The 22,843-nt window shown below is 68.1% G+C and carries 22 protein-coding genes; 8 read left to right on the top strand and 14 right to left on the bottom strand.

Features of this window, described 5'->3' with window-relative positions; all coding sequences use genetic code 11:
* The first annotated feature begins 26 nt into the window (after positions 1-26).
* Entirely contained in the window at positions 27-245 is a 219-nt protein-coding gene (locus FHS39_RS12895) for a hypothetical protein (protein ID WP_184349462.1), read from the top strand.
* A gap of 42 nt (positions 246-287) precedes the next feature.
* Here FHS39_RS12895 and FHS39_RS12890 read toward each other — a convergent pair whose 3' ends face one another.
* Positions 288-1,340, bottom strand: a complete 1,053-nt coding sequence (locus FHS39_RS12890) for an NAD(P)-dependent alcohol dehydrogenase (protein WP_184349461.1) — start codon at positions 1,338-1,340, stop codon at positions 288-290.
* A 120-nt stretch (positions 1,341-1,460) separates the two neighbouring features.
* Between FHS39_RS12890 and FHS39_RS12885 the strand changes: the two genes are divergently transcribed.
* Positions 1,461-2,348, top strand: a complete 888-nt coding sequence (locus FHS39_RS12885; RefSeq protein ID WP_184349460.1) for a helix-turn-helix transcriptional regulator — start codon at positions 1,461-1,463, stop codon at positions 2,346-2,348.
* 52 nt (positions 2,349-2,400) lie between these two features.
* Here FHS39_RS12885 and FHS39_RS12880 read toward each other — a convergent pair whose 3' ends face one another.
* Entirely contained in the window at positions 2,401-3,903 is a 1,503-nt protein-coding gene (locus FHS39_RS12880) for an alpha/beta hydrolase (RefSeq protein WP_184349459.1), read from the bottom strand.
* Between the two features lie 601 nt (positions 3,904-4,504).
* On the opposite strand from FHS39_RS12880, the gene FHS39_RS26060 reads away from it, so the two are divergent.
* Entirely contained in the window at positions 4,505-5,113 is a 609-nt protein-coding gene (locus tag FHS39_RS26060) for a GntR family transcriptional regulator (RefSeq protein WP_184349458.1), read from the top strand.
* Positions 5,114-5,834: 721 nt separating this feature from the next.
* Here FHS39_RS26060 and FHS39_RS12870 read toward each other — a convergent pair.
* A complete protein-coding gene (locus tag FHS39_RS12870; RefSeq protein ID WP_184349457.1) occupies positions 5,835-7,049 on the bottom strand; it encodes a helix-turn-helix domain-containing protein in 1,215 nt (404 codons plus the stop codon).
* 123 nt (positions 7,050-7,172) lie between these two features.
* On the opposite strand from FHS39_RS12870, the gene FHS39_RS12865 reads away from it, so the two are divergent.
* The 5 genes from FHS39_RS12865 (at position 7,173) to FHS39_RS12845 (ending at position 11,425) form a co-directional block, all read left to right on the top strand.
* On the top strand, positions 7,173-7,847 hold the full coding sequence (locus tag FHS39_RS12865; RefSeq protein WP_184349456.1) for an HAD family hydrolase: 675 nt from the start codon (positions 7,173-7,175) through the stop codon (positions 7,845-7,847).
* 226 nt (positions 7,848-8,073) lie between these two features.
* Positions 8,074-8,307, top strand: a complete 234-nt coding sequence (locus tag FHS39_RS12860; protein WP_184349455.1) for a hypothetical protein — start codon at positions 8,074-8,076, stop codon at positions 8,305-8,307.
* A 10-nt stretch (positions 8,308-8,317) separates the two neighbouring features.
* The gene (locus tag FHS39_RS12855) at positions 8,318-8,629 is read left to right on the top strand and encodes a DUF6233 domain-containing protein (RefSeq protein WP_184349454.1); all 312 of its coding nucleotides are present in this window, start codon (positions 8,318-8,320) and stop codon (positions 8,627-8,629) included.
* Positions 8,630-9,204: 575 nt separating this feature from the next.
* Positions 9,205-10,287, top strand: coding sequence for a tyrosine-type recombinase/integrase (locus tag FHS39_RS12850; RefSeq protein WP_184349453.1), 1,083 nt, complete (start codon positions 9,205-9,207; stop codon positions 10,285-10,287).
* A 640-nt stretch (positions 10,288-10,927) separates the two neighbouring features.
* Complete coding sequence (locus FHS39_RS12845; RefSeq protein ID WP_184349452.1) at positions 10,928-11,425, top strand: hypothetical protein; 498 nt, start codon at positions 10,928-10,930, stop codon at positions 11,423-11,425.
* Positions 11,426-12,152: 727 nt separating this feature from the next.
* Here FHS39_RS12845 and FHS39_RS12835 read toward each other — a convergent pair.
* The 11 genes from FHS39_RS12835 to FHS39_RS12790 form a co-directional block, all read right to left on the bottom strand.
* Positions 12,153-12,443 carry a hypothetical protein gene (locus FHS39_RS12835; RefSeq protein WP_184349451.1) on the bottom strand — a complete coding sequence of 97 codons (291 nt, stop codon included), beginning with the start codon at positions 12,441-12,443 and terminating at the stop codon, positions 12,153-12,155.
* Positions 12,444-12,455: 12 nt separating this feature from the next.
* Entirely contained in the window at positions 12,456-12,821 is a 366-nt protein-coding gene (locus FHS39_RS12830) for a hypothetical protein (protein ID WP_184349450.1), read from the bottom strand.
* 68 nt (positions 12,822-12,889) lie between these two features.
* Positions 12,890-13,813: a glycoside hydrolase family 25 protein gene (locus FHS39_RS12825; protein ID WP_184349449.1), complete on the bottom strand. Its 924-nt coding sequence runs from the start codon at positions 13,811-13,813 to the stop codon at positions 12,890-12,892.
* A gap of 2 nt (positions 13,814-13,815) precedes the next feature.
* Positions 13,816-14,199, bottom strand: a complete 384-nt coding sequence (locus tag FHS39_RS12820; protein ID WP_184349447.1) for a DUF1003 domain-containing protein — start codon at positions 14,197-14,199, stop codon at positions 13,816-13,818.
* The gene (locus tag FHS39_RS12815) at positions 14,196-14,633 is read right to left on the bottom strand and encodes a hypothetical protein (RefSeq protein ID WP_184349446.1); all 438 of its coding nucleotides are present in this window, start codon (positions 14,631-14,633) and stop codon (positions 14,196-14,198) included. The genes FHS39_RS12820 and FHS39_RS12815 overlap by 4 nt, the downstream gene beginning before the upstream one ends.
* Before the next feature lie 64 nt (positions 14,634-14,697).
* Positions 14,698-15,228, bottom strand: coding sequence for a hypothetical protein (locus tag FHS39_RS12810; protein WP_184349444.1), 531 nt, complete (start codon positions 15,226-15,228; stop codon positions 14,698-14,700).
* Positions 15,229-15,269: 41 nt separating this feature from the next.
* Positions 15,270-18,704 carry a hypothetical protein gene (locus tag FHS39_RS12805; RefSeq protein WP_184349443.1) on the bottom strand — a complete coding sequence of 1,145 codons (3,435 nt, stop codon included), beginning with the start codon at positions 18,702-18,704 and terminating at the stop codon, positions 15,270-15,272.
* 13 nt (positions 18,705-18,717) lie between these two features.
* On the bottom strand, positions 18,718-21,585 hold the full coding sequence (locus tag FHS39_RS12800) for a phage tail tape measure protein (RefSeq protein WP_184349441.1): 2,868 nt from the start codon (positions 21,583-21,585) through the stop codon (positions 18,718-18,720).
* A gap of 51 nt (positions 21,586-21,636) precedes the next feature.
* Positions 21,637-22,104: a hypothetical protein gene (locus tag FHS39_RS12795; RefSeq protein WP_184349440.1), complete on the bottom strand. Its 468-nt coding sequence runs from the start codon at positions 22,102-22,104 to the stop codon at positions 21,637-21,639.
* An 8-nt stretch (positions 22,105-22,112) separates the two neighbouring features.
* On the bottom strand, positions 22,113-22,247 hold the full coding sequence (locus FHS39_RS25715) for a hypothetical protein (protein WP_281396820.1): 135 nt from the start codon (positions 22,245-22,247) through the stop codon (positions 22,113-22,115).
* A gap of 116 nt (positions 22,248-22,363) precedes the next feature.
* Positions 22,364-22,771, bottom strand: coding sequence for a hypothetical protein (locus FHS39_RS12790; RefSeq protein WP_184349438.1), 408 nt, complete (start codon positions 22,769-22,771; stop codon positions 22,364-22,366).
* Positions 22,772-22,843 lie beyond the last annotated feature (72 nt).

Here is a 22,843-nt window from a genome sequence, read left to right as displayed (position 1 = left end):
ACCTGCCCCGCCGAGGAGGTGCCGTCATGGGCAAGGAAGCCGACGAGAGCAAGGCCCGCGCGGAGCAGCTGCACCGGCTGATGGACCGGCTGGCCGCCGGCCGTGCGCCCGGGCCCGGCGAGCAGGCGGAAGCCGACAGCCTGCGCGAGGCCGTCCACCGCCGCATGCGCGAGCTGGACGAGGCCCGCGGCGAGGAGACCGGCGGCGGACCCGAGGACGACCGGCGGACGCGCGACGGGGACTGAGGTCCCCGGCCGCGCGCCCGCTCCGAGCCCGCTGCGAAGGGCTCAGATCGTGGACGTGTCGATCACGAAGCGGTAGCGGACGTCGCTGGCCAGCACGCGCTCGTACGCCTCGTTGATCCGGTCGGCGGGGATCAGCTCGATCTCGGAGGCGATGCCGTGCTCCGCGCAGAAGTCCAGCATTTCCTGGGTCTCCGGGATGCCGCCGATCATCGAGCCGGCGAAGGACCGGCGCCTGCGGTAGAGGGAGCCGGGCGAGACGGTCAGGGCGTTCTCGGGGGCGCCGAGCTGCACCATGGTGCCGCCGGTCTTGAGCAGACCCAGGTAGGCGTCCAGGTCCAGATCCGCCGAGACGGTGTTGAGGATCAGGTCGAAGGTGTCCGCCAGGGCCAGGAAGGTGGCCGGGTCGGAGGTGGCGTGGTAATGGTCCGCGCCGAGCCGCAGGCCGTCGTCCTTCTTCCGCAGGGACTGGCTGAGCACCGTGACCTCGGCACCCATGGCGTGGGCGATCTTCACGCCCATGTGGCCCAGGCCTCCGAGGCCGACGACGGCGACCTTCTTGCCCGGACCGGCCTGCCAGTGGGCGAGCGGCGAGTAGAGGGTGATGCCGGCGCACAGCAGGGGCGCGGCGGCGTCCAGCAGGAGGGCCTCGGGGATGCGCACGGCGTAGTTCTCGTCCACGACGATGTGCGTGGAGTAGCCGCCCTGCGTGAACTCGCCGTCACGGTCGGTCGCAGCGTACGTGCCGACCGGGCCGGACTCGCCGGTGCAGTACTGCTGAAGGCCGGCGCGGCAGTTGTCGCACTCCCGGCAGGAATCGACGAAGCAGCCGACGCCGACCCGGTCGCCGGGGGCGTAGCGGGTGACGCCGGGGCCGACCTCGGCGACGATGCCGGCGATCTCGTGGCCGGGGACGATGGGGAAGGTCTCGTGTCCCCACTCGCCGCGCACGGTGTGGATGTCGGAGTGGCAGATGCCGGCGAACTTGATGTCGATCAGGATGTCGTGCTCGCCCAGCGCGCGGCGCTCGATGGTGGTCCGCTCCAGGGGAGCCTTGGGGGCAGGGGCCGCGTATGCGTGGACAGTGGTGTGCGTCATGACATCGATCATCACGGGGCCCGGTGGGCGTAGCCAGAACTCCGTTGAGCCTACGCTTGCCGTTCCTACCACTGGCAGGACCACCCTGGGCCCGGAAACACCACCCGCATACTGGTGGGTATGGACCAGCGCACCGAACTGAGCGAGTTCCTCCGTTCCCGCCGCGCCCGGCTGCGGCCCGAGGACGTGGGCCTGACGCCGCATGGCGGCCGCCGCCGCGTGCCGGGTCTGCGCCGCGAGGAACTCGCCCAGGTCGCCGGGGTCAGCGTGGCCTACTACACCCGGCTCGAACAGGGCCGGGGACAGAACGTCTCCACGGCAGTGCTCGACGCGATAGCCGACGCGCTGCGGCTGGGCCGGGCCGAGCGGGACCACCTCGACCACCTGGCCAGACCGTGCGGCAAGAAGCCGCCGGGCCCGGGCCGCCCGCAGCGCGTACGCCCCTCGGTGCAGCACCTCCTCGACACCATGGACAACACCCCTGCCTACGTCCTCGGCCGCCGCACCGATGTGATCGCCTGGAACCGGCTGGCCTGCGCCCTCCTGGGCGACTTCCCGGCCCTGCCGCCGCAGCAGCGCAACATGGCCCGGCTCCTCTTCCTCGACCCGGCCACCCGCGAGCTGTACGTGGACTGGGACCGCAAGGCGGCCGACACGGTGGCCTGCCTGCGGCTCTACGCGGGCTGCTACCCCGACGACCCCCAGCTGGCGTCGCTGGTCGGCGAACTGTCCGTCAAGAGCCCGGAGTTCGGCTCGCTGTGGGCCACCCACAACGTGCAGGACAAGGGCTTCGGCATGAAGGAGCTGCACCACCCCGTCGTGGGCCCGCTGACGCTCTCGTGCGAGACCCTGGTGCTGCCCGCGGACCAGAACCAGCACCTGATCACCTACCACGCCGAGCCCGGCACGGCCTCCGCCGAATCGCTGCGCCTGCTGGCCAGCTGGACGCTGGGCGAGGCGAGCGGGGCGCAGGCCGTGTCCGCGGCGATGTCCGACGACGGGGTCTGAGAGCTGCCGCAGTGCCCTTCGGGTACGGATCCGTCGGACGCTCGAAGGGGCCTCAGCCCCGCAGGTGCCCCAGCACGGACCGCACCGCGTGCTCCACGGCGTGGCGGGCCTCGTCGGTGTAGTCGATCGTCTCGAAGCCGTGGTGGCTGTTCGGCACGTCGACGACCTCGACGTCGGCTCCGCAGTCCGCGGCGGAGGTGAGGAATTCCTCGACCGTCACCGCGATCTCCGCCATCTCCAGCCCCACCCGGGTCACCACGATCGGCAGCCGGCCCGCGGTGCGCACGGCGGTCGCGGGCCGGAAGCGGGAGCCGGCGAAGCCCCAGTTCGGCAGCGGGGCGAGGACCGGGTAGGTCGCGGCCAGGCACCGCAGCCACGGCGGGGGCGTCGCGAGCCAGTCCGCCGACATCAGGCTGCCGCCGGAGAAGAACCAGAGCGCGACGCGGTCTTCGTCGACGCGCGGATCGGCCCGTACGAGCTCGATCGCTTCGGCGACGTCCTGGGCGGCCCGCTCGTAGTCGGCGAGGTCGTGCAGCCGGTGGTCGACCGTCACGCCGACCGCTCCGCTGTTCGCGACGTACTGGCCGTAGCCGAGGAAGGACGGCCAGTCCCGCGGCGTCGGCCGCATGTCGGCGGGGACCGGGCCGCCGTGGACGAACACCACCGCCGGACGGGGGCCATCGGCGTCGGGCAGATAGAGATCGACGCGTCCCACCCGCTCGCGGGGCCGCTCGGGCACGTCCAGGAGGAAGGGGCGGAGGTGTGCAGGCTGCTCCGCCGGGGACAGCCGGTAGCCTTCGTCCGCGGCAGCGCCGAGCAGCACCCGGGCCAGTTCGTCGGGGGCGGAGAGCATCGGCCAGTGTCCGGTGCCGAGTTCGAAGAACCTCACCCAAGGTTCGGTGAGCGCCGTAAGGCGCGGGTCGCCCAGCCGCACCAACATCTCGATCATGGCGATGCTCGACCCATTGGCCGTGCAGAGGATGCCGGTCGTCGGCAGCTTCGAGGCCGCGCCCGACAGCAGAAGCGGCTGGGTGAGGGTGGCCAGGGGCTGCGGTGCGGCGCGCTCGGCCAGTTGTGCCAGCGCATCCTCGGGGATGTCTGCGACGCTGCCCCAGCTCTGCCACGCGTCCGGAGCCGGCGGCGGGAGCTGCCCGTCGTCCTCGCCCTTCTCGGCCCGCTGCCGCAGCAGCTCGCGGACCGTCTGATCGGGCACCAGCTCCAGGGCGGGGGCGCCGCCCTGGGGCACGGCCGTGTCCACGTAGACGATCCGGGCGACCCGCTCCGGGCGCCGGTCGGCGGCGCCGAGCGCCGGGTGGACGCCGTAGCAGTGGCCGACCAGCACCACCTCCGGCGCGTCCACCCGGTCGATCAGCCGCACCACATCCTGGATGTGCGTCTCCAGGTCCGTGCCGGGGCCGGCGGGAGGCGCGTCGTCGCCCATGCCGGTCAGCGTCACGGTATGGGCCTGGCCCCCGGACTCCCGCAGCCGGTCGGCCACTTCCCGCCAGATCCAGCCGCCGGTGTGGGCGCCCGGTACCAGGATGAATGCCGTCATGAACGTCTCCTCGTACGCCGTGGTCCACGGCCGGTCCCCTGTTCGGACCGTCCGCCTTCGCCGGTACGGTAGGAACTCCTGCTGGGGGAGGTTCAAGCCGTGTACTGCGGCTTTCCCAGACCCACTCTGACAAGGTGGGACTGGGTGAAGTCCGCGTTCATACCTGGTCCTTGCGGTGCGGCGAGTCGGTGACTCTCGTTCTAACTACGCTTAGACCCGCTCTCCCGCGTTGTCAGCCCAGGTGATCGTCTCCCGAATATCGCCCAATTGATCATGGTGTTCTCGCTGGTCAGACATGCATGCGAGCCCCCCGTCTGTACGCGACGGGGGGCTCGCTTTGGCGTCGGGAACCGATCAGGCGGGGCAGCCTGGCTGCGGCCCCGACGCGTCCTAGGGGGTACCTGATCAACGGATGACCGCCCCAGCTGTTCCTCACCAGTAGACGGGAAGCTTGGTTCAACGCAGCTAGCGGCGTCGCGGCACGGATCGCAATCTACACAGCTCAGGGGCAATTTTCGACGGTTCATCGAGGTCTTCCGTGCGGAAGATTTTAGCGACCCTCATAGCGTGACCTTACAAGATCGTTCGCTGTGGGGGTCCGATGGGTGCGCCGTACCAGCGGCTCGCCGCCCGTCTCCGTGCACGTATCGAGGCTGGCGAGTGGCCCCCTGGATGCCGCCTTCCCTCGCACGCCCAGCTGCAGACCCAATACGGCGTTGGCCGTGGGGTCGTCGAGGGCGCCATCGCGAAGTTGCGCACCGACGGCCTACTGGAGGGAGTGCGTCGGGCGCGACCGACAGTGGCCTACCCTCCGGCCGTGCGCACCCTTACCAATCCGGATGCCGACTGGCCTGCGTCGCGGGACGCGCGACGCAGGGAGGGACGACCATCAGCCATCGAGGATTTGGCGCTGCGCCTGGGAGTGCCGGTGGGTTCGCGGCTAGCCATGGAGGCTGTCGAGCTGGTTGACGCGCAGGGCGTGACAGTGGGGGCATGCACAACTTGGCGCCATGGTCGGCGTCGACCGCACGCGTCCTTTCGGTGCGAGGTGCAGGTGCACAGAATCACCGTGCAGGAGGCAGAGCTCACGGGCCTGACAGCGGGTGCTGCAGCGTTCCTGTTGCAGCGGGTGCGGTATGACACGGTTGGGACCCCCGTTCAGGCAGCCGACATCGTGCTGCCCGTCGATCGCTGGCGCATCGCTCTCTGATCAGGCAATACATATGCCACTTGGGCATGTACCGCTACCCCCATTCGTGGGTGATACACGACTCGTCGCGCTGAGCTGGGTGCCCGCATCGGCATCCGCAGCGGAGTCGTTCGACTGGAGCTTCCCAAACGGGTGCTCCCGCGCGGCGGATGTCCGTGTTGCCGTGGCAGTAGGCGTGCCGGCCGAGCCTGCATTCGGCGGTGATGTAGGCGTCGCCGCGTGCGTCCCGTGACAAGGGCATCCCGGCGCGGAAAGGCTCAGTGCCAGACTCGCGCAGCGCGTCTAGGGCGGCCTGGAGGGTGCTCGGGTTGGTGAGGCGCCATCGTGGCCCGGGTGGCGAGAGCCAGTAGGGGCCGGGAGGTGCGGTGTGGCTCTGGGAGGGCAGGGTGAGATAGCTGCCGGCTCCCAGGGGTTGGGTGTCCGCGTGACGCCATGTGTCAGCGGTGCCGACGGGGACGAGCAGGTAGATGCGGCGGGCGGCCGGGTCGACGATGACGTTTCCGGCGCTGTCGCCCAGTTTTTGCATTGCCGCCAGAGCCGCCAGGCCGGTGTACCGGTCTGTGCGGATGGCGTCCCACTGGATCCCCACTGGCGCAAGCTGAGGGCTGTCAGGGTTGGCGAGTGTTCTGTCGCTGCCGTACATGTTGTCCTCGCAGGGCTTTGGGTGGGGTGACGGTAGGCCCTGCGGGGGTTGGCTCCCCGGTCTGTCAGACCGGGTTGTCTACTGGTCTGGGTGGTGGTCGAGGCTGATGCGTTCGGCGAGGGCCTCGATCTGGCGTCGGTAGGTGGGGCGGGCTCGAGCACGGAGGCGGGCGACCAGGCGGCGGGCGCCCGCGTTGTGGACTAAGTCCTCCGGGGCGAACTGCTCGAGGTCGAGGAGGTGGACGAGGACAGCGGCGTCTTCCTGGCGGAGGTCGTAGCAGCATGCGACTTCGAGGGTGAAGGTGAACTGGCGCTCAAGCGACGGGACGCGGCTGATGTCGATGCTGTCTGCGCGTCGGAGTCCGTCAGTGGCTTGGCCAGCGAGCATCTCAATGCTGAGGCCGTGCAGCTCAATGTTGGTAGGGCCGAAGACCGTCCAATAGGCGTTGCCCTCCCCGAGTCTGCTGCCGTCCTGGTCGATGCGTTCGAGGCGTTCGCGGGCGGTCCACCAGTCGCGCCGCCGGGCGGCGGCGGTGACGGTGACCAGGCCTAGGGCGCCGGCCAGTGCCCGTGATTCTGTGGTCTGCGGGGTAGTGGCGAGATGCTCGATGGCGAGGGTGGCGACCTGCTCAGCACCTTCAGGCTCGGCGGCAAGGAGGACGTGGCCGAGGTTCCATTGGGCGGCGGCGATGCGGAGGGGGTCGTCGGCGTCTTCTGCTGCTCGTAAGGCGCGGTCGGCGACGAGGAGGGAGAGGTCGTGGCGGCCTGTACGGCGACAGTAGGAGCGGAGTAGTCCGTAGAGGTCAGCGGCGGTGCGCAGGATGTCACGGCGGGCAGAGGCGTCCGCGGCTTCTCGGTGGGAGCTCACTGCGTATTCGACGTCCGCGAGCAGCCCCGGGAGTATGGCGGCGGCTTCGGTGAAGCGGTTCGGTGATGTCTGCCAGCTGCGCCACGCCGTCTCAACCCGTTCGCGGAGGGATGCTGGGTTCGCTGCAGCGGTGGGGGGTGGCGTGCGGTATCCCATGAGGACGGCGGCGACGTCAGGCGCGACGGTGGGCGTCTCCTCCGGCGTGGCGGGGGCCTGTTCCTCAAGGAGGGCGGTGATGGGGACGCCGATTTCTCGGGCGAGGGCGAGGAGGACGTCGAGGGCGGGGGTTTTGCGGCCGCGTTCGATCTGGGAGAGGTAGTCCTCGGTGATGCCGCAGAGGCCGGCGATAGCGGCTTGGGAGCGGCCGCCGTTGCGGTGTCTCCAGTAGCGGATGCGGGCGCCGATGGACGCCGCCTGGTTGGCCACAGTTGGCCCCCTACATGGTTGATCTGTGGGCGAGTTCACGGTAGCGCTGTGCGGTGGCTGGTAGTCAGCTGGAGGGCTCGTTCGTGTGACAGCATCGCTGGGCTGGCTGGTGGGAGGAGATGTATGGGGCTGCGTCGGATCGTGCTGTGGGACATCGACCACACGCTGATCGATACCCGGGGGGTGGGCCGGGAGCTGTCAGGCATCGCGTTTGAGCGGGTGACGGGCCGGCGGATGGAGCGGCAGGCGAGGATCGACGGGCTGACTGAGCCGGTGATTTTCCGGGAGACGGCGCGGCTGCACGGCCTGGCGACGAGCGGGGAGGATTTCGAGCGCTTCGCCGAGGCGCTGGCGGAGGCGCACCTGCAGCGGGCCGCGGAGCTGCGGGAGCGGGGGCACGCATTGCCCGGGGCCGCGGCGGCGCTGGACGCTCTGGCTGCGCTACCGGGGGTCGAGCAGGCTGTGGTGAGCGGCAACGTGCGGCCTGTGGCGGAGGTCAAGCTGGGCGTCTTCGGTCTCGACCGGCATATCCGGTGGGAGAGCGGCGCCTACGGCGAGGACGCGGAGGAGCGTGCCGAGCTGGTGCGTATCGCGCTGGAGCGGGCCGGCCTGTCGGCGTCGGATGCGGTTTTGGTCGATGACACTCCGGCCGGGGTGGGGGCGGCGCTGGCCAATGGGGTTCGTGCGGTCGGGGTGGCTACGGGGCGCAGTACCGCGGCGGATCTGGTGGCTGCTGGGGCGGAAACCGTCCTGATTGATCTGGCCGACACGGATCGCGTTGTCAGTGCCCTCTCGTAGGCTGCCGTCATGCCTCGATCGACGTCTTCTGGTGGGTCTGTGCGGCCGCGTGCTGTCGTGAATGCGGCGATCCGGGCCTTTTTGCGTGCGCGCTGTGGGCGTGGCCTGCGGGCGGATGAGCGGCTGGTGTATGAGGCGCTACGTGCGGAGTGGCTGGCGGCTGAGCGGCGGGACAGGTGGGGTGCGGCGGCGTGATCTGTCTGCCGGCTGACCTAAAATCGATCACATGCCTGATGCCTTGAATATCCCTAATGAGCTGATTGATCTACAGCGCACTTCCGACGCTGCACATGCGGCGCTCGCCGGCCTGGCCGACGAAGAGTGGGATATGCAGTGGCGCGCGTGGGGCGAGGCGGCCCGCATCGTACAGGCGGCGATCACGGAGCATGCGCGGGCGGGAGGTCTGAACAGGTTCGAGGTCGAGGCGGCGGTCAAGCGTGCCGCCCGACACTCCAAGTAGACTCGAACATGTGAACGATCTACCGCCGGACCTCCCCCGCCTCCGCACCCTGGAGACGTACCTGGAGCTGCAGCTCCAGCGGGTCCGCGACGCCATCGAGGGGCTGGAGCCGACGAAGGAAGAGACTAAGGCGGAGGGCTGGGTGCTTCAGCACATCCCCAGCCCTCGCGACAAGCCCCTCAGCTGGCTCCACACCTCGACCTGCATCCTCGCCAAAGGTGGCGCCCGCCTCACCCGCCGCGAGGCCAGGCTCGCCCTCGCCGAGGCGGGAGTGCGCCCTTGCGAGACCTGTCACCCGGAGCGGGTTCTCACCTCGGACTAGCGCATAACGTTCCCTTATGCGCTAGGAGATTGGTATCCTGATGGCATGTCAAAGTCCTCCCTCGCCGGGGGGCGAGCCATCGCCCGAGAGCTCGACAGCGCCCGGCTTCGACTCCAAACCGCATACAAGGAACGCCGTCGCGCTGACGAGGCGGTCGCCATGGAGAGGCAACGCATCCAGCACTTGGAAGCACAGTCGCTCGCAGACCCAGGGCACGACTTCGGCGACCTCACCAACCTCCTCCGTCAGATCGACCCCGAAGAGTTGAAGAGGTTCAGTCCGACGTGCGTCTACTGCCGGGCGCCCATGTCCTCGCACGCGGCCATCAACCCCTGCCCAGGCGACGCACATCAATGTCAAGCCGTCATAGAGGAAGGGACCACGCCCACGGCATTTCAGCAGTACGGCCGCGATGGGTGGCGGTGCGGCCAGCCCGGCTCGTTCAATCCCACAGGCACGGCCTGGAATTGCACGGCTGGCCACCGCACCGATCGACCGTGCGAGCGGCGCCCTGGCTGGGGTGAGAGCGACTGCCTGGACGGCTGCCCGTGTCGAGACTTGGGGAGGAAGTCGCGGTGACGCTCCCCATCCAGCGACCCGGGCAGTCGATCGCGCTGCCCGGGTCGGATCTGTTCGAGGAAGTCCGCCGCAAGCTCGTCGATGACCTCGGCCTCGTCCAGGTTGACCGCCGTGGGCAGGAGCGCATCTACCGGCCCCGCGCCGAACTCCTCGCCGAAGCCGTCACCCCCGAGGCGTTCGTCATGGTCATGGATTGGCTGTCGTCCACCCGGCGCGGCAGCCTCCAGACCAAACGCAACTACGTCGACGACATCCGCCGCGTCTGGGGCGGCTACGCGCAGGAACTGGGCCACGAGCGGTTCTTCCTCGGCTGCTTCACCGCCGACCACATCCGGGCCTGGCGCCTGCGCATGGAGGGGAGGGGGAAGCCGCCGACGACGATCGCCCGCTACCTCAACGCGCTCTCCTCGCTCCACACCTACGCGGCCGAAAAGATCGACCTGCCCAAGAACCCCGTCACTCAAGACGACCGGCCGAAGGTCGACAAGGGCAACACCTCCCGCAGCACCCCAGTGCTTGAGGTGTACGAGGTCCAAGCCGTGGCCACCCAGGCTGAGAACGGATTCGACGAGCTCGTCGTCAGGCTGCTCTACACCCTCGCCGGACGGGTCTCAGAGATGTGCGCCGCCGACATGGATGCTCGAGTCGAGCGTGGTCGCCGCTCGTACATCGACCTCACCCGCAAGGAAGAGAAGGAGCGGCTGCTCCCGCTGCCCATCACTGTGGCCGAGCTCCTCGACGCCCACACCGAAGGCCGCACGGAGGGCCCTCTGCTCCTCGACTCCGAGGGGCGCCGACTCGACCGCCACGACGTGGCCCGGCTCCTCGCCCGACTCGGACGCAAGGCCAAGGTGCTGCCCGGCCGGAAGCTCACCCCGCACGTCCTGCGAGCCAGTCGCATCACGCACATGCTCGACGCCGAGGTCCCCCTCGCCGAGGTCCAAGCCTTCGCCGACCACGACAACCCGGCCACCACGGTCGGCTACTGGAACCGGCGGAACAAGGGCCAGCGGAACGCCGCGCACGTGGACGCCGGCGAGGCCGTCTTCGCGGACGTGATGCCACAGTACCGCCGCTGACCTGTGGGAGGCTCAGAGCGGATGGCGTCGAGGTGCTTCTCGGCTGCCTCTTCCATGGCGTGGAGGACGGCGAGCGTCGCAGCATCGTAGGTGGCGAGGGTGGCGTCCGGCTGGCGGTGGGCAAGGGCGGTCATGTGGCAGGCTCCAACTGATCCCAGAGCCACAGGGTGTGCGTCGTGTGACGCCGCTCTCGGCCGCACGTCCTACAGTGCGTCGGCCGCCAGCGCGCTTGCGGGGCGAACGCGTGGAGTGGCTTCCGCCAGTGACCTTCGGCTTGCAGATGGTCGCCCCGGTGCTGGCCGCACCCGTTGTAGTCGCAGATCCAGTAGCCGTCCGAGCCGTCGGGCTGGACGGGGCCTTCGCGGAACCAGTGGTCGGTGATCAGCTCTCTGGCCATGCCTAATTTTACCGGTTTTTCGCCCGCGATATGGCATCTTATCGAGGTCGCGCCTTGCCAACTAGGCCCCGCTGCGTGGGGGTTATCAAGGGTGGCGCCTCAGCCGTCGGGTGCCGCTAGATGAATGTGATCAAGAGTCGAGAGCTATGGTACCCCTCCCATTGACATCCTTATGGGAGGGGTGCCATAGTTCTGATGTCGGCAGGGACAGGCCCCGCCGAACAACCCGAGGGGGAAACGACCATGCGACTGCTCACCGGCGCCGACATCATCGACTTCCACAACTCCCGCTACGACACCCTGGCCGTCACCGCCGCTGGCGAGTACCTCCACCTCGAAGCAGACGCCCTCGATGGCGAGACCGTCGCCTACAGCTACGCCACCACCGAGACCGGCGAGCAGGCGCAGATCCTCCTCACAGCCAGCACGATCGACGAGGGCGACTGGTTCCCCGACGCGCTCGACGAGAACGGAGACCTCATTCCCTCCGTGGCCGACGAGATGGCAGACATCATCAACAGCGACGCTGGCCTGCGCACGAGCCTCCAGGTTCACGAGATCCGCGAGGCGACCACAGCGTGGGAGGCGAGCGTCCAGGAGACCAACCGCCTGGCGGACGACCGAGCCCGGCGCATCGCCGCATTTGTCCAGCACTGCGGCGGCAATCAGTCTTACGCCGCCCGCCTCCTCGGACTGGACCAGTCCACTGTGAACAAGCTCGTCCGCAAGGTCGCCATCTGACTGGACACAGCAGAACGCCCCCGCCTCCTGCACTTCGGCAGGCGGCGGGGGCCTTCCTTGCTAGAGCGTGTCCGGTGGGTCCGGGTGCTGATTCAGCCGATACGCCATAGATCTCGTGTTCCCTAGTGGCGGCGCTGGGTTGTGACACCTGAGCCTCTGGGAGGCGACGTCGGACCGGGCGAAGGTGCGTCGTCACGTCGGCAGACCAACGCATTCGGGTCGTCCGGTGGTGGCCGCAGACTGTAGCCATCCGGGCAGGTCTGTCCGTCTACCCCATCCTTTCCCGGCGGCCCTGCAGGACCCGAAGGTCCGGCAGGGCCAGCAGGTCCGGTAGGACCTTGCGAACCGGCTTGGCCTGTGGCTCCGGGAGCGCCGGATGGTCCCGGCTTTCCTGCTTCGCCAGCCGTGCCATTCTTGCCGGGCGGCCCACTGGGGCCGACGGGGCCGGGCGATCCGGGTTCACCCTGCGGTCCGCGGGGGCCGATGACCGTCCGGCCGGGCTCGCCCCGAGAACCAGGCGGCCCTGCAACTGGCTTTTCGCCGAGCCCTTGGACCTGGTGGGCCAGCGCGTCCCGGGCCGCGTTGGCCGTCGCCAGATCCTGGGTGAGGCTTTCGATGCGGAAGATCACCCAGGCCAAGGCTGCGCTCACCAACAATGCGCCGACGACTGCCAGGAGATCGCCACGGCGCCATCGCCGTTCTTCCGCCCGCAGTTTTGACCGCATCATCACGACCCCCGGGTGAGCATGATGACGACGGGCAGCAGCACGCCGATGAGCGGCACAATGACCGCGCCGATCAACCACCTGCGTGTCGCGACGAGCTTCTCGGCGTCTTTCTCCCGCAGCGTCTCCAGCGTCGACACCCGGGAGGCCAGGGCTTCGTGACGGAGGTCGTAGACCTCCTGGGAGACCTTGCTGTCGATACGCCGACCGAGCTGCTGAATGTCGTCGCGGACATCGGCGAGCCGGTCTTCGAAGCGGCGGGCGAGCTCACCGAGGGTCGGCTCCTCGGCCACGCGCACCCCCGGTCAGATACTCGAAACCGGGCGGGACAGCGGGCGGGCAACGGCCGGGGCCGGGGCCGTCACCTGAGTGCGGACGAACATCGCCACCACAGCGGCGGCTGCGGACATCACCACTGCCTGCTGCGCGGGGCTCCAGTGGAGGCCGAGGCCCACGGCGAGCGCGATAGCCGCCTGCACGAAGCCGAGGACAGCCGCGCTGATGCCGTCGTGTGCAACGACTGCGACGGCCACTCCGACCGCAGCAGCCGCCACGGCGTTGACCACGGCCTGTTGATCGGCGGAGATGGGGAGCCCGAATGCGGTGGACAGCTTGACGAGGACCGAGAGGAGGCCGAGCCACAGGGCTGGCTCACGTCCGAGGATTCGCATGGTGTTCTCTTCCTGGAGGGGGCGCGGGCGAATGGGGGTGGACGAGGGAGATGGCAGGCGTTGGGGGTTCACCAGGTTTCGATGGCGTAGGCCACCCCGGCCGCGGCGGTCTGGAGGCTGACCTTCGCGTCGCCTGGGGCGAGCGGCACGTCGACGGTGCCCTTGGCCGATGACAGAGCCACGGCCTGGATGCTCCGCCACCCCGTGCCGTTGTGAATGGCGACGCGGACGCTGCCCGCTGTGGACGTGGGGGCGATCTGGTCCATGCCCAGGTGCAGGCGGCGGTTCTGGTACTGAGCCCAGGCGGATCCGGCCGGCACCAGGACCACGGTGGGCTGGTCACCCGGGTCGACCTCTCCGGCGAGCCATTGGGGCATGTCGTCCTCCTCAGGGGCGGGTGTAGGGGTTGGGGTCGAAGGGTTGGCCCAGGCGCGGAGAGCGTCGACGCTGTCGAGGTGGCAGTAGTCGCGGTCGATACCGGAGTCCGAGTACTGGTGGAAAAGCCACGGCGCCGCGATACCAGGGTCCCCCGCCGCGTGCCCGGCAGTGGCGATCCACAGGAAATCGCCGTAGAAGCCCGTGGCGTCGACGTTGCGCCAGTAATCGAGGTTGGCGTACATCCCGACCCGGTTGTACGGCAGCTGGGACTTGACGTACCGGAGCCAGGCTTCCTTGTACGCGGCCTGGTCGGCGCGCGGAACGCCCTGGTTGGCCGGGTCGTAGCCCTCCCAGTCCAGGACGACGAGGTCACCTGGCTCCCAATTGACCTGGGACAAGAAATGGTCGGCTTCGGCCGCCGGGTCGTTGGCCATGTGGGGGTAGTGGTACCCGCCCCACACCAGACCGTGGGCCTTGGCGTGGTCGCGCTGCGCCACCCACTTGGGGTTGACATACGACATGCCCTCGCTCACCTTGACGAACGCGAAGGACAGCCCACTCGTGTCAGGTTGGAACGGCTGATAACTGGCCCAGTCTTGACCGTAGATGCCCATTATCAGGGCTCCTTCCGTCCCGTGGTCATGCCGATCTGGGCGGCGATGGCGTCGACTTGCAGAGCGATGTGGGTCAGCGCCTCATGGTCCGCGTCGGCTTTCGCACGATGCTTCTTGTCGGCGCGGTTCGCGGTATTACCGAGGACAGGCAAGGCCCAGAGCTGAATGAGGTTGCTGAGGAACAACAAGAACGGATAGGGGTACTTGTCGCTCCCGAACCACCACACCCCGGCGCCGGCGAGGAGCATCCACCCGAGCTGCCACCCCACAAGCACCCAGAACGTGGCCATGCCACCGAACACGGCCGATATGCGGTCGCCCAGCTGGTTGTTGAGGGATTCATGCGGGTGACGAACCAGCGGGTGCACCGGTACGGGCGCGGTCACTGGAGGAAGTCCGGGGCGTACTGGGCGGCGGCCCAGTCGGCAGCGCTGACCACGTGTACGCCGGCGCTGCCGCGGTGGTGGTGCGCACAGAGCCACATGAGTTGCGAGTCTCCGGCTTCCAGCCATCTTTCGAAGGATTCGTGATCGGTCACCTCAGGGAAGTCACGCATGACCAGCTTCATGTCGACTTCATTGGCCACCGCGAACTCCACGGCGGCATGGTGAAGTTCGAGCCCGCCGGAACAGTGGGCTGCGGTGCCGTAGCGGACGGCCATGGCACAGCGGGCGGTGGGCCGGGTGCGGCGCCGGTACGCCTCGAACAATGCATAGTGCGGGTCGTCCTCGCGGTGGGGATGTTCTGGGTACCGCTTGATGTATCGGTTGGTGACGGTCTGATTGTGGGCCGGGACCGGGTCGTGGCTGTGGGCGGGCAAGGGATGCCTCCGGGCATGAAAAAGGCCCCGATGTGGCGGGGCGAGTTGCAGGTGGCGGGCTGGGTCAGCGGCTGAGCCAGTAGACGCGCATGGACGGGGCGAAGTCCTGGTTGTAGGCCGCCAAAGCGGCACCGGAGGACTGCGCGCCCTGGACCTCGACATAGTCGGTGGTGCCGTTCATCACGACGATGGCGGTGACGCTCTGCCCGCAGAGGACGGCGTTGGTGGCGTCGGTACCCACAGCTGCACCGGGGACCACGCCGCCGTTGAGGGTGATGCGGCAGCGGCGGTAGCCGGTGGTTGCGCCACTCCAGCCCGCTGTACCGACGACGAGATAGGTGCCGGGGACGGTCGCGGTGTAGCGCGAGGTGTTCGTGGTGGTGGAGTGGCCGCCGTCGGAGTCGACGACCTCGGTGTCGAGGGTGAAGCTCGTAAACGTGGCGTTCGGGATCGACTGGGCGGTGGTCTGGTAGCCGGAGAAGACCGGTGGCGCTGTGAGGAAATCGTTGAGCGCTTTGACCTGCGCATTCCACAGGGCTCCGGTGATGAATTGCCCGGGGACGGCGCTGGCTGATGTGGGGACGGTGCGGGCCATTGCCCCACCTCCGGGAGAGACGGGGCTTGCGGGCCCGCTGATCAGTAGGCGAAGGCGCAGTTGTCGAACTGCGTAGTGGCATCCCAGGTGGTGGCATCGGTGACGCCCGTCGGGAGCGGTTCACTGATCACGTCACCAGCGGTGTGGCTCTTCGTGGTGGCCGCGGCCAGAGTGACGGTCGCGCTGGTCCAGCCTGGGGACGTCGTGCCGACGGATGCGACCGTCACGGTTTCCTGGTTGGCAGTGTTCTGGCCGAGGACGATCTGTTGGCCTGCGGCGAGCTGGGCGCTGAGGGGATTGGTGGTGTCCGCGGAGGCATTGACGGTGATGCTGGTGACGCCGGAGGCAACGGTTATCCTGAGCGTGGTGTGCCAGCTCGCGAACGCGGCGTAGGGGGTGACGTCGACCGGGGAGCACTGGAGCGTCCAGGTGGCGTCGCCCTGGTCGTCCATGCCGGTCTGGATCTGCTCGATGAAGCAGTCCACGGTGATCGGTGGCGCGCCGGGCGGGCGGCGCATGACCCGTATCCGCATGCCGAGTTCCAGTGACAGGCACACCGGCCACAGGGCCGGGTTGGCGGAGGGGTGCAGCCGCAGTACCGAGATGCGGGTGGCCGGGTTCTTGTAGCGGCTCAGGAGGTAGCCAGCGGCGTCCTGGCATTCCAGGACCGAGGACGAGTTGATGGATCGCGTGAGGGTGCGCGGAAAGTAGTTGGTGATGCTGGTGGGGTCCTGGGCGGAGAACACTTGATTCGTGCTGGTCTGGGTGACAGTGATCTGGTTGGACAGGTGGGTGCTGTCGTAGTCGAGCTGGCAGTCCTCGTAGGGAAGTTCCCCTGCGGAAGTGTTCTCCCCGAAGACAACGAGCGGGGTGATGGCGTTGTACCGGGCGCTGCGGGCGCGGAAGGTGACGGTGCCGATACTGGAGACGAAGTGCTCGCCGTTCTCGGTGTCGACGACGGCCTGCATGGCGCTGAGGGCGTCCTGCCCGTTGGTGTCGGCAGCCCCCATGGCGGTGGTGAGCCCGGCCTGGATGCTGGAGATGCCGGTGTAGCCGGCCCATTTGAGGATCCGGGCGTATCGCTGGTCGGTCGAGTCGCCTGCGAAGGACGATCTCCACGCGGCGTAGAGATTGTTCATGTCCGTGGTGGACAGGGCCGAGGGGAATTCAGCGCAGAACGAGAGGTCGCCTTTGAAATTCAGGCTGGAGTATCCGCCGCCGGGCACGTCGACGTAGGCGCCGAAGTTGTCGCTGACCAGCCCGGTCGCTTCCATGGTAGGGCTGAGGCCGGGCCAGGTGGTATTGACGCCGTCCAGGTTGATGGTGAGCTGGGCGTTGGCATGGCTGTAGCTGACGATGGCCAGGTGCCAGTTCCCGTCGGCAGCTGTCGTAGGGCCTGGTACGAAGCCGAGATAGGTTCCTGAACTCGCGGGCCCGTTTTCCGCGAAGGTGAATTGTCCGCTGCTGTTGATGAACCAGTACATGATCGAGCCGCCGGGAACCCCTGCTCCTCGCTGGCTGTCCGTGCTGGACCAGAAATAGGCGTCCGAGGCGGGGTTCGACCCGGCGGTGTAGCGCCAGGCTGCCATCCGGGTCCACGCGCCCGATGGTGCTGCCGGGCCATGGATGCCCGCTTTGTTGAGCGAGAGGTAGGTGGAGGCACTGAAAGCGTTGACGCCGGGGTTGGGGTTGCTGACCGTGGCGACGGTGTTCGCCGACCCGGTGTAGATGCCGGTCGAGGGATTGGTCGCGGTGATCTGCGTGCCGAAGACGAATGAGCCTGGACCGTATTTACTGGTTGTCAGGGGTGCGGGCGGATTGTTGCCGGTCTGGTCGGCCGCATGCTGGGATCCCGCCGGGTCCTGGAGCGTGTATAGGAACCGGGGGCTGTGGTTGTTGATCTCCTCGGTCAGCGCATCGGACAGTTTGACTTGGGACAGCAGCGAGAGGGCGTCCACGCAGACTGGCTCGACCGTGCCGTAGGTGCCGTTGAAGTTCCAGCGGGACGGCCATCGCTCCACGAATCCCCCGTACAGCGGGTACCACACCCCTGGGGGCGTCCATGTGGTGGCGGTGGCGCCTTTCTCCAACTGCAGTCCGTCCGCCTGCATGGTGCACGTCGCGGCGGCTGTTGCAGCCGGCGCGATGCCTACCACCATGGCGGCGGCGTTCGCGGGCGCTGTCGCGGTGAGGGTCACCTGCGTCCACGCCGCGGTGGTGCCGCCGGTCAGTGTGGCGGAGGTGCCGTAGGTGTAGGAGCTCGGCAGCGCGGACGGCCCGCCGGCCGCGGTGTACCAGCCGAAGAAGGGCTGCACCTGCAGAGAGGTGGATGCAGTGGTGTCCCTGACCTGTACTTGCAGGGTGTACGTCTGACCGGGGATGACGCCGGTCTGGAGCGTGCCGAAGATCCACTCTGGGGTGTTGGAGCCGCTGGGGACCTGGAAGGACAACACACGGCCGCCCTGCCAGGCGGTGCCGTCGGCGAGGATCTGCCCGCCGCCCGATGGGTCGGTGCTGGAGAAGACATCCTGCCCGGCGCCGGAGGTGTCCAAGGGGCCGGTGTTGTACCCGCCGAGATCCCCGCCGGTGGCCACAACCTGGGTGAGCAGGTTCCGGGTCGGCGGCCACTGCGCCCTTTTGCGGTACGGCTGGTACGCCATGATTCGGCCCGCCCACGGCCCCGAGGTGTTGAGCGGGTCGAGGGCGCCGTCTGTGTTGGCGAGCGTGACCTGGTACTCGCCCGCGCGGACCTGGTCGAGTTCGTACTGCCGGCCGCGCTGGATGCTGGTGCGCCCGCGGGTGCGCGGGGTGACCTCGACATACCGGTCCAGGGGGCTGTCGCCGCCGGCGCAGTTCCAGTACGGCGCCCAGTCTTCCTCAATCAGCGGCCAGTTGACGTTGATCAGCCCGCCCGAGGTCGTGTTGACGTGTTCGATGAAGGCCTTCATGCCCGCGCTCTCGGTGCCGAAGTAGCCGCAGGTCAGATGCAACTCGACGCTGGTCGCGGCCCAGGTATAGGCGATGGTCGCGCGGGTGGTCCAGGTGTAGGCGTCGGGGCTGGTGTCGAAAGCGAAGCTGCCGCCGGTTTCACGGATGCGCCACCAGGCGTGGGCGTAAGCGTCGTAAGTGCCGACGGTAGTGGTCGAGGCGGTCCCGGCGTTGGTCACGGAGACGGTGAGCGTCCCGCCGGACACACTGACCGTGGCCTTGTTGCTGGCGTCCTTGACGACCTCGAAGAACGTCTGGGTGGAACCGTTCCCGACCGGTGCCGGGGCGACCTTCGCGAAGGCGGAGGATCCCGTGGCGTCCCAGGTCCCGGAGCCGAGGGTGTAGTAGCTCGTCGTACAGGTGACGAACGCCCGGTCGTTCGCCGCGTCCAGGTCAACATTCGGTGCCGCGGTCGCGGTGTTCCACAGCGTCCGGTTGAGGGCGATGCCGCCAAAACTGTCGATAACGCCGTTGAGCTTGGGCGCCATTGTCCTCCTCTCCCTACCGCTTGTACGGGGTGTAGCTGGTGGAGGAGCGCATGCCCAGGCGCAGCATCTGCTCCTGGACGACGTCTCGCAGGTCCCGCTCAGACAGAACAGAGCCCTGCACGGTCAGATGCACGTGGTTGTGCACCACAGCCGTCCCTCCGCCGGTTCCTGCCATAGCTGCCGAGAGGCCGCTTCCCGAAATTCCTGCGGCACTTGTGCGTGCTACCGCGCCTAGAAGCCGACTTGAGGCCAGGGACACGCCAGGGACTGCTGCATGCAGCCCCTTGGCGAGCTGCGCGCCGATGTTGCGACCGCCGATTTCCGGGCTGCCGCTGCCCGACAGCGGGCCCTTCTTCGCCGGGGACCACGGCAGGTAGCTCTTGATCTCGGACACGACACTGGAGATGGCGCCGCCTGCCGCCCCGATCATGCTCTGGACACCGTTGATGAGCCCTCGGATGATGTTCTGGCCCGCCGCGTACAGCCAGGACCCGGCGCCGGACAGCGCCCCGGTCACGATGCCCCGGATGGAGCGCATCAGGCTGCCGATGGAGCCGATAGCCGAACTTACGGCGTTGCTGGCACGGTTGATGGCGCCGGTGATGGTGCTGCTGATGGCCGACCACGCGGTCCGGGTGAAGGCGGTGATCTGGTTCCAGTAGCGGACGATCAGTACGACGGCGAGGACGATTGGTCCGCCGAGCAGGGAGACCAGGAGCTGCCAGTGGCTCTTGACGAAGTTGACCACCGTCGTCACGGCGTTGATCACGAACGTCTGGATCTGCTTCCAGTACGTGATCAGCCCGGCCAGGGCCAGACCGATGGGGCCCAGGATCAGGATCAGCAGGAGCTGCCAGTGGCTTTTGACGAAGTTGACGACAACCGTGATGGCGGTCGTTACGGCGGTCTGGATCTGCTTCCAGTACTTGATGAGCCCGACCAGGGCCAGGCCGACAGGGCCCAGGATGAGGATGAGCAGCAGCTGCCAGTGCGCCTTCACGAAGCCGATGACGAATGACACTGCTGTGCTGATGGCGTGGAACGCCGCCTGCACCACCGCCCGGAACGTCGCGAAGTGGTAGTACGCGTAGATCAGCGCGGCGACCAGAGCAGCGATCGCGATGACGATCAGCATGATCGGGTTGGCGTCCATCGCGGCGTTCAGCAGCCACTGCGCCGCGGCAGCAGCCCTCTGCGCGACAGCTGTCGCGATCAGCGCAACCTTCTGGGCCGTCCACGCCGCCGCGGCCCGGAGCCCGGCGACCGCCGAGGCGATCATCCCCCGGGAAAACTCAAGCGCCGCAGTGCCCGCGGTCCTCAGGCCCGTGCCGATCGCCGACAGCCCGGACGTCATGCCCGACCACGCCGCCCGCCCCGCCGACACAGCGGCAGCAGCGACCGTTCTTCCGAACGCCGCAGCCGCTGAACCGGCCTTCGCGGCCCCGGAGGTAATACCTTCCCAGGCGTACATGGCCCGCAGCCGGATCCCGTCGAAGGACCGGCCCACGGACGCCCAGTTCGCGCCCTTCAGCAACGAGGCCGCACTACTGATGCCTTTCCCGGCCAGGCTGAGACCTGACATCAAAGGCGTGAGAGCGCCGGCGATGAACTTGACGACGGCCCCGGTGAGGACTACCCCGATCGCCACGGCCAGTGCCTCGGTGGCGGCCTGGTGCTGCGCGAAGAAGCCGATCAGCTGCTGGATGGGCGGAATCAGCCTCAACCCCAGGGCAATTCCCAGATTCGCAGCCTCCGCCTTGATCTTCTGCATCTGCGCAGAGAAAGTCTGCTGCGATTTCTGCCATGCTGCGTCGAACTTGGCCGGGGTCGAAGCGTTCGCAATGTCGTCATATTTGGTCTTCAGGCCGTCCAGGTTCTGCATCAGCGACATAATGGCTTTGTCGCTGCGACCACCACCGAAGATCTTCGACAGGACGCTGTCCGCCTCGGTACCGGATACCCCCGCCTTCTCCAGCCCGTCCTTCAAGTCCTTCAGCGCCACATAGAGCCCGTCGGGCTGCTTCAGGTCCGCGGCAAGCTTGTTCTGGGTGATGCCCGACTCCTGCATGGCCTTCTGCATGGCGGCGCTGGACGCCTTCACGTCCGTCGACGCCAGGCCGAGGCCTTCCAGCATCTTCGTGGCCTTCGCCGAGGGCGTGGTCATCATCGAGATGCCCATCGTCATCCGCGTTGCCGCGACCTCCGCCGAATTCCCGCGGTCCGTCAGGTAGGCCAGCCCGGCACCCATGGACTTGACGGAGATGCCCATCTGCGCTGCCGTGGGCGCCCAGTTCTTGATGGACTGGTTGAAGTCCTGGAACCGCATATCGCCCTGGCCGACCACGGCATTCAGCTCGGCCATCGTCTGCTTCGCCTGCCTGGCGGGCAGGTTGAACGCCTTCATCACCGACGACAGCGAGTACGTGGTGTCGTCCAGGGAAGCGCCGGAAATCTTCGCTTCCTCGGCGGCGTAGCGCACCACATTCAGTGCTGACTGCAGGTCCAGGCCCGCACTGATGGGGTGATAGAGGGCCTCGGCCATCTGGGTGCCGGTGAACCCGACCGTCGAACCGATCTTCAGGACCTGGGAATTGAGTCCGTCGGCGGTCGTCCCGAACTGCTTCAGCTGCTGCTGCGTCAGGCCCGCGGCTGTATAGAGCCGGGTCATCTGCGTCTGGAAGTCGGATGCCATCTTCACCGACGCCACGGCAATACCGATTCCGGCGGCGGTGGTTGCGGCACCGACTTTCGTCACCAGGTTGCCCAGGCCGCCCATCTTTGCGGTGAAGGACTCGCCCTCGGTGGCAGCCGCACGCATCCCTGAGGTGAACGGCGCGGTCTCCGCCCGCAGGATCACGAACAGATCGGCGACATCCGCCACCTCGCCCACCCCCTGCGCGTCGCATCGGTACGGCCGGGACGGAGAGCGTGATCAGATGCGCGGCCACAACGGCCGGAACACCGCCTGGTACAACTGCGGGGCGACGATGGTCACCCCGAAACGGAACGCCGGCCGCAGGAACGGATACGTGGAACCGTTACGGAGCCCGGTCTCCAGGTAGAGCCCGTACCTGCTCGACGGAGTACGGCCCCTGCCATACGGCGGGAAGGCACCGCCGCCCGTGCCGACCTTGGTCTCCCACCCGCCGCCGGTCCACGCAACGGGGGTGTGGGTGAGCGAGCGGCGCAGCGTCCCTGAGATCACCGCCGGGCCCGCCCCTGGCCGTGCCGGCGTCCGGGTGCCGTAGGGGTGTGAGCCGTTACTCGCGTTGACTTTGGCCTGGCGTTCGATCGCTCCGGCCAGGCGGGTCAGCACCGTGCGTGTTTTGAGTTGCGCGGACCGGTCGATCTCGGTTACGAGGCGGGTGAACATGCCCGGCCGCAGCTCCGGCACGGCCATCACCTCACCTATTGCTGGCGGGCTCGGCGCTGGGCGGCTTCCTGGTCGGCCTGCTCCTGCTGGGCGATCAGGCCGAGGAAATCCAGCGCATACCGGCGCACGTACACCGGGGTGGCCTGGAGCTCGTCCCACGACCAGTGCATGCGTCGCATCAGGATGAAGTCCGCCCATTCTGCGGGGGCTCCGTCGGAGGCCCAGGTGCCATCAAGGATTGACTCGACGGGCAGCAGCACATCCTCGTAGTACTCGGAGCCGGGGCCTAGGAAGGGTCCGCGACCCGGCCGATCTCCTCACCGATCCGGTTGATAATCGCCATCGGCAGCTTCGCGACGTTCTCCGGAGTGATCTCGACCAGGCGTACCTGCTCGGCGGTCTCGAAGGCAGCGAGCTGGGCGGTGAGGTCATCCGCGTCGAGGTCAATGGCCACCGGAACCCCGGTCGCACTGGCGTCGTACACGTGCCACGCGACGATCAAGCCTGCCATGACCTTGTACATCGCGGTGTTGGCGGCCTGGGTGTCGACGGGTTTCCCGTCCGCGTCCGTAGCCACGTCGTCCGGGGTGAGCTCCCCGGGCGGCAGGAGTACCGGATTGCGCAGCAGCACGGAGACCTTGTCGCCGAGCTGGGGGAATTCGAGCAAGATCACACGGTTCGTGTAACCGGGCATGGGCGGGGGTCTCCTTGCGGTGGGGCATTGAGGGCGTAGGCCCCGGCCGGGTACGACGCCCTCACGCGCAAC

It is taken from the genome of Streptomyces olivoverticillatus (assembly GCF_014203555.1).
GTDB lineage: Bacteria > Actinomycetota > Actinomycetes > Streptomycetales > Streptomycetaceae > Streptomyces > Streptomyces olivoverticillatus.
Note: the sequence above shows the minus strand (reverse complement) of the source record. Positions and strands in the feature narration are given on the sequence as shown.